Genomic DNA, 5,350 nt, shown 5'->3' with positions numbered 1-5,350 from the left:
ATACTAAATTCAGCGGAAAAATTGGATTTTTCTGCTGAATTGTGACACGAGTAACATAAAATACTTAGTAAGGGAGGTATGTAGATGAAGAAAATTGTAAGTGGGTTAATTGCGCTCATCGCGGTGGTTTTATTTGTTGGGCCTAGTGCTCATGCAGATGGTGCCATCACTGCTGATGAACAAAGAATTTTGTCGGAGCTGGATAAAGGCGTAACTGTAGGCGGAAAGACGTTTAACATTGGTGCATCAGAACGCGCACAAGCAGAAAATTTCTTGAAACAAAATGATGTTTCTGCTGATCAAGTGAACGGAGTTGTTGCACAAATCCAAAGCGCTCGTTCTTTAGTAGAATCTTCAGGTATTGATGTTTCAAATATCAATTCTATTGAAGCTTTGATTAAAGCCTTGCCATTGAACACCAAGAACCAATTGAAGGATATTATCACCAAAGCGGCGAATATCCTAGGGCTGACAATCACCTTCTCACCTGGAGGCTATTCTATTACTCAGCCAGGTTCAGGTTCAGCTAGTACAACCAGTTCGACTAAGCCAGCAAGCAGTACGGTTTACACATCAGGTGGTGCAGTAAAACAAACAGGCATTACACATTTGTCTAGTGCAATTTCTTTCGCAAGCTTATTACTTGTTGCAGCAGGTGCATTTGTAGTAGGACGTAAGAAACTTGCGTAAGGCTTCTAGGCTGAAGAGGGTTGGGGCGATGTTGATCGCTCCGATCATCTTTCTTGTTATCGGCTATTCTTTGATGTATGTCATAGGAAGACCTGTCATTCAATTTGTAACTTCTTCTATTCAATTGTTTTTATTAACAGATACTCCCGACTTTGAGGCGACGGAACAGACATTTGAGGCTGTGGACAATAAAAAAATCGCAACAAATGAAAAGAATGAACTTCCATCAAGTAAGATCAATTACCCAGTGGGAGGGGAGCTTTTCGGTAAAGTAAAGATAGAAAAAGTACAGTTGGATGTTCCTTTATATTTCGGAGATACCGAACAAATTTTACGTCAAGGCGCAGGCCAATTCATGGGATCAGTATACCCCGGTGAATTAGGCACATCGCTGATTGGCGGACATAATGTCGATGATTTCGGCAAACTAGGCGGAGCTCAAGTAGGTGATACGATCGAGGTTCAAACGACCTACGGCAATTACACGTATCAGATTACGCAGCTCGACGTTAGAAACAAAAAAGATAAAGAAATTGACGATCTGATTTATCAACGAAATGACCGACGAATTATTCTCTATACCTGCTATCCATTAGATAGCTTAGGTCTAACTGATGAACGTTTATTTGCCATCGGAGAATATGTTTCAGGTCCAATTATTAATGGAAACGAGTAGGAGGAAAGGCAAACTATGAAACAAGCAACAAGAAATGCCCCACGATGGGTCTTAGCATTCATTGGGTCTTTACTCCTCTTTGCCACATTAGCGTTGATTTGTATTCGTATGACCTTGTTCAATCAGAACTTTATGATCAAACAGGTTCATAAGACAGATTACACAGAAACGATCCGTAAAGATATGACACAAAGCATCCAGGACTTAGGACGCGGCAGTAACATCCCGCCGGAGGTCTTAGCTGATGTCGTCTCGGAAAAAACAGTTTCAGCAAATGTTGATAATTATATTCGCAGTATTTATCAAGAGGTTCCCTTTGAACTCCAAGGGGAGGATCAAATCAAAGACAATATTTTAAAAAACGTCAATCAATACGCGCAGCAGAAAAATATTGCTGTTGATGAAACGACACAAGGTAATTTGACTAACTTAGCGAATAGTGCGACGAAGAATTACTCGAACTATATCGAGATTCCTTACTTATTAAGTTATGGCAAAAAAGTGATGGCTTTCAAATCTTCTTTGACCATGATTTTGGTCATAGTTGGTGTTGCCTTCATCTTGGTGTTCGTCGGCTTGCTATTGATGGTCAAGATGAAACATCAGAAGGTCCGCTGGAGCAGTGTGACTTTTTTAGGTGCAGGACTAATGTTAGCCGTTTTACCAGCGATCATCTACTTTAGTGGAGCGATCAATCGACTAGGTATTATGTCGGAAGGTCTGTATCGCTTTGTGACAAGCTACATTACAGCGTTTGATTTGAGTTTTGTCTTTGTAGGACTAGCATTGACTGTTCTAGCAATACTATTGGCGCTGATCAGTGAAAGAATGCGTTCTAAAAAAATACATAACGTTCGTTAGTGAAGGGAAAAAAGATGGAAGAAACAATCAGCTTAGAAGAATTATTTCAAGTTTTAAAAAAGAAAGCATTACTGATCCTGATGACGACCATCGCTGGGATCGGATTGGCTGCGGTCGTGACATTTTTCTTGATTACACCCAAATATGACTCAGCCGCGCAACTGATCGTGCAAAACAACCCAGCAGAAGGTGCAAATACGAATCTGCAAAATGATATCAATGGGAACGTGCTCTTGATCAATACATATAAAGATATGATTAAAGGCGATGTCGTTATTGATGCGGTCCAAAAGCAACTACAAAATGAATACCAATACACCTACAGCAATGCTGAATTGAAAGACATGATCGAAGTTGAACAGGCGCAGAACTCGCAAATGTTCCAAATCGTGGCTACTTCACCGGAACCACGGAAAGCTGCGACGATCGCAAATGTAACAGCGACAACATTCCAAGAAAAAGCAGAGGATGTTTTAGCAGTTAATAAAGTGACGATCACTTCAAAAGGCGTCGTACCATCTAAAGCAGTCTTTCCTAACAATAAGTTGAACTTGTTGATTGGAGCCGTTGTAGGATTGATGCTAGGTGTCGGATTAGCATTCTTAACGGAGTTACTAGATAAGACGGTAAAAGACGAACGCTTCATTATTGAAGTATTAGAGTTGCCGATTCTTGGACAAGTATCTGAAATCAGCAAAAAAGAATTATATGAAAATCGTGGAACACCAGCTGCTCCGCAAGAGAATAAAAGAGAAGCACGAGGGACTCGCACAGCGCCCACTCGTAATCGAAAACGTGTGTAAGGGGAATTTTTAGATGGCGAAAAAGAGACAAGCAATTACACCAGTTGATTTGATCACTGCGATCAATCCTTTTTCAACGGCAGCTGAACAATACCGAAAGATTCGTACGAATATTGAGTTTTCTTCAGCAGATAAGAAAATCAAATCACTTGTAGTAACCTCCTCTGGTCCTTCAGAAGGAAAAACAACTACGGCAGCAAATCTGGCCGTTGTTTTTGCCAACGCGGGCAGTCGAGTTGTATTAGTGGATGCGGATTTGAGGAAACCAAATGTCGCGTTGAGTTTCAAAGTGCCAAATGTAAATGGACTAAGTAATTACTTAACAGAAGGCAATGCTGCGACTGGCAGCTTCTTATCAGAACCTGAGATGGAAAACGTATTTCTGACGCAAGGAAATACACAGGTCGGCAGTCGTTTGGTTGAAACAGACATTGAGAATCTATATCTAATGCCAAGTGGACCGACTCCGCCGAATCCGTCTGAACTGCTCGGTTCTCAACGGATGCATGAATTGGTGGAAATATTGAGCGAGTCCTTTGACTTGGTAATTTTTGATATGCCTCCAGTTGTAACAGTAACGGATGCGCAAATCATGTCTTCATATGTTGATGGGACGATCTTGGTCGTTCGTGAACGTAAGACGAATAAGCAAGCAATTTTAGAAGCAAAAAAATTATTGGACATGGTCCAAGCGAAAATTCTCGGAGTTGTCTATAACGGTAAGAAACAGGGAGAAGATTCCTATTACTATTATGGCACGGAAGGAAAGTAAGTGAGTACTAGATGATCGATCTACATAGTCATATCTTGCCAGGAGTAGATGATGGCGCACAGACATTAGAGGATAGTTTGGAGATGGCAAGAAAAGCAATCAGCCAAGGGATCACTCATTTGATGTGTACGCCTCATCATAATAATGGGAAGTATAACAACCCGGCAGATCAAATCATTCGAGATGTTGCTGCTTTACAAAGTGAACTTGATCAACGAGGGCTAGATTTGACTTTGCTGGAAGGGCAAGAGGTTCGGCTTACCGAGCTGCTATTAACGGCAATCAAGCGAGAGGAAATTTTATTTACTGATTTGGATAATACTTATCTGCTGATTGAGTTTCCTACCAATGAGATTCCGATCTATGCTGAGCAAATGTTCTATCGTTTGCTAAATCAAGGTCATGTGCCGGTGATTGTTCATCCAGAAAGAAATGCAGTCTTTCGAGAGGAACCGAATCGATTAGTCTCATTCCTTGAGATGGGCACACTCACACAACTAACTGCACCAAGTATCGTGGGGATATTTGGCAGTGAGATACAGAAAACAGCAAGGCTAATGCTTGAACATCAGATGCTCTACATGGTTGCATCTGATGCACACAATCTTCGGCATCGGACATTTTTAATGAAGGAAGCCTATGAAGAAATCGAGAAAATCGGCGGCAGAGAGATGGTTGCAGCGATGCAGCAAATGGCTAAAGACTTGGTGAATGGGGATTCAGTAGTCAGACCGAAGTATCGAGCAATAAAATGAACCACGCTTCAAATTTTTTTAATTAATAGTTTGTTGGGGGGACTAAGTGATGAAAAGTGAGAAGACTTTTGGGGACGTGAATAGTTTGAATGATAAAACCTACCCTAATCAAGGACATTCCAAGTTGATTTGGTTAGATAAGGAAAAAATAGAGAATCAAAAAGGCTATGATCTGCTCAAGAGGATTATTGACCTTGTTTTAGGAACGCTTGGACTCATTTTCATCTCTCCTATTATGCTGTGGGTTGCCTACAAAATACATAAAGAAGAGCCAAACGCTTCAGTGATCTTTAAACAAAAACGTGTCGGCCGAAACGGTAAACTGTTCACCATGTATAAATTCCGTTCAATGTGTGTGGGAGCAGAAGAACAGTTAGATATTCTAGCGGACAAGAACGAAATCAGAGGCGCAATGTTCAAAATTAAAGAAGACCCTAGAGTTACTGAATTCGGCAAGTTCATTCGCCGTACAAGCTTAGACGAACTCCCTCAATTGCTCAATGTTATCAAAGGCGATATGAGTTTGATTGGCCCACGTCCACCACTACAAAGAGAAGTTGCAGAATATACGCAGTATGATATGCAACGCCTATTGGTAAAACCAGGCTGTTCTGGATTGTGGCAGGTTAGTGGACGCAATGATGTTCATTTTGAAGAAATGGTCGATTTTGATATTGATTATATTCAAAAGCGCGGAATCAGATATGATATTGCGTTGATAATTAAAACGATAAAAGTAATGATGAAGCCGGATGGGGCGTATTAGAAAAAATGTAATAAGAAGGTATGTATT

At 40.8% G+C, this 5,350-nt stretch carries 7 protein-coding genes; all 7 read left to right on the top strand.

Annotation, left to right across the window (positions count from 1 at the left end):
• The first annotated feature begins 84 nt into the window (after positions 1-84).
• The 7 genes from A5875_RS09830 to A5875_RS09800 are packed head-to-tail and all read left to right on the top strand — an operon-like array spanning position 85 to position 5,323.
• Entirely contained in the window at positions 85-690 is a 606-nt protein-coding gene (locus tag A5875_RS09830) for a hypothetical protein (RefSeq protein ID WP_088933431.1), read from the top strand.
• A gap of 28 nt (positions 691-718) precedes the next feature.
• Complete coding sequence (locus A5875_RS09825; protein ID WP_088933430.1) at positions 719-1,366, top strand: class D sortase; 648 nt, start codon at positions 719-721, stop codon at positions 1,364-1,366.
• 15 nt (positions 1,367-1,381) lie between these two features.
• Positions 1,382-2,227 (top strand): hypothetical protein, encoded by an 846-nt coding sequence (locus tag A5875_RS09820; protein ID WP_088933429.1) that lies wholly within the window; start codon positions 1,382-1,384, stop codon positions 2,225-2,227.
• A gap of 14 nt (positions 2,228-2,241) precedes the next feature.
• On the top strand, positions 2,242-3,030 hold the full coding sequence (locus tag A5875_RS09815; RefSeq protein WP_088933428.1) for a YveK family protein: 789 nt from the start codon (positions 2,242-2,244) through the stop codon (positions 3,028-3,030).
• Positions 3,031-3,043: 13 nt separating this feature from the next.
• Positions 3,044-3,802, top strand: a complete 759-nt coding sequence (locus tag A5875_RS09810) for a CpsD/CapB family tyrosine-protein kinase (RefSeq protein WP_088933427.1) — start codon at positions 3,044-3,046, stop codon at positions 3,800-3,802.
• An 11-nt stretch (positions 3,803-3,813) separates the two neighbouring features.
• Positions 3,814-4,557, top strand: a complete 744-nt coding sequence (locus A5875_RS09805; RefSeq protein ID WP_088933426.1) for a tyrosine-protein phosphatase — start codon at positions 3,814-3,816, stop codon at positions 4,555-4,557.
• A gap of 49 nt (positions 4,558-4,606) precedes the next feature.
• Positions 4,607-5,323 carry a sugar transferase gene (locus tag A5875_RS09800; protein ID WP_088933425.1) on the top strand — a complete coding sequence of 239 codons (717 nt, stop codon included), beginning with the start codon at positions 4,607-4,609 and terminating at the stop codon, positions 5,321-5,323.
• Positions 5,324-5,350 lie beyond the last annotated feature (27 nt).

The organism is Enterococcus sp. 3H8_DIV0648 (assembly GCF_002140655.1).
Taxonomy (GTDB): domain Bacteria; phylum Bacillota; class Bacilli; order Lactobacillales; family Enterococcaceae; genus Enterococcus_A; species Enterococcus_A hulanensis.
The sequence above is the reverse complement of the archived record's forward strand: the minus strand, read 5'-3'. Positions and strand labels throughout refer to the sequence as shown.

Coding starts and splice junctions, on each gene's coding strand:
- A5875_RS09830 (WP_088933431.1), top strand. CDS start 85: ATGAAGAAAATTGTAAGTGGGTTAATTGCGCTCATCGCGGTGGTTTTA.
- A5875_RS09825 (WP_088933430.1), top strand. CDS start 719: ATGTTGATCGCTCCGATCATCTTTCTTGTTATCGGCTATTCTTTGATG.
- A5875_RS09820 (WP_088933429.1), top strand. CDS start 1,382: ATGAAACAAGCAACAAGAAATGCCCCACGATGGGTCTTAGCATTCATT.
- A5875_RS09815 (WP_088933428.1), top strand. CDS start 2,242: ATGGAAGAAACAATCAGCTTAGAAGAATTATTTCAAGTTTTAAAAAAG.
- A5875_RS09810 (WP_088933427.1), top strand. CDS start 3,044: ATGGCGAAAAAGAGACAAGCAATTACACCAGTTGATTTGATCACTGCG.
- A5875_RS09805 (WP_088933426.1), top strand. CDS start 3,814: ATGATCGATCTACATAGTCATATCTTGCCAGGAGTAGATGATGGCGCA.
- A5875_RS09800 (WP_088933425.1), top strand. CDS start 4,607: ATGAAAAGTGAGAAGACTTTTGGGGACGTGAATAGTTTGAATGATAAA.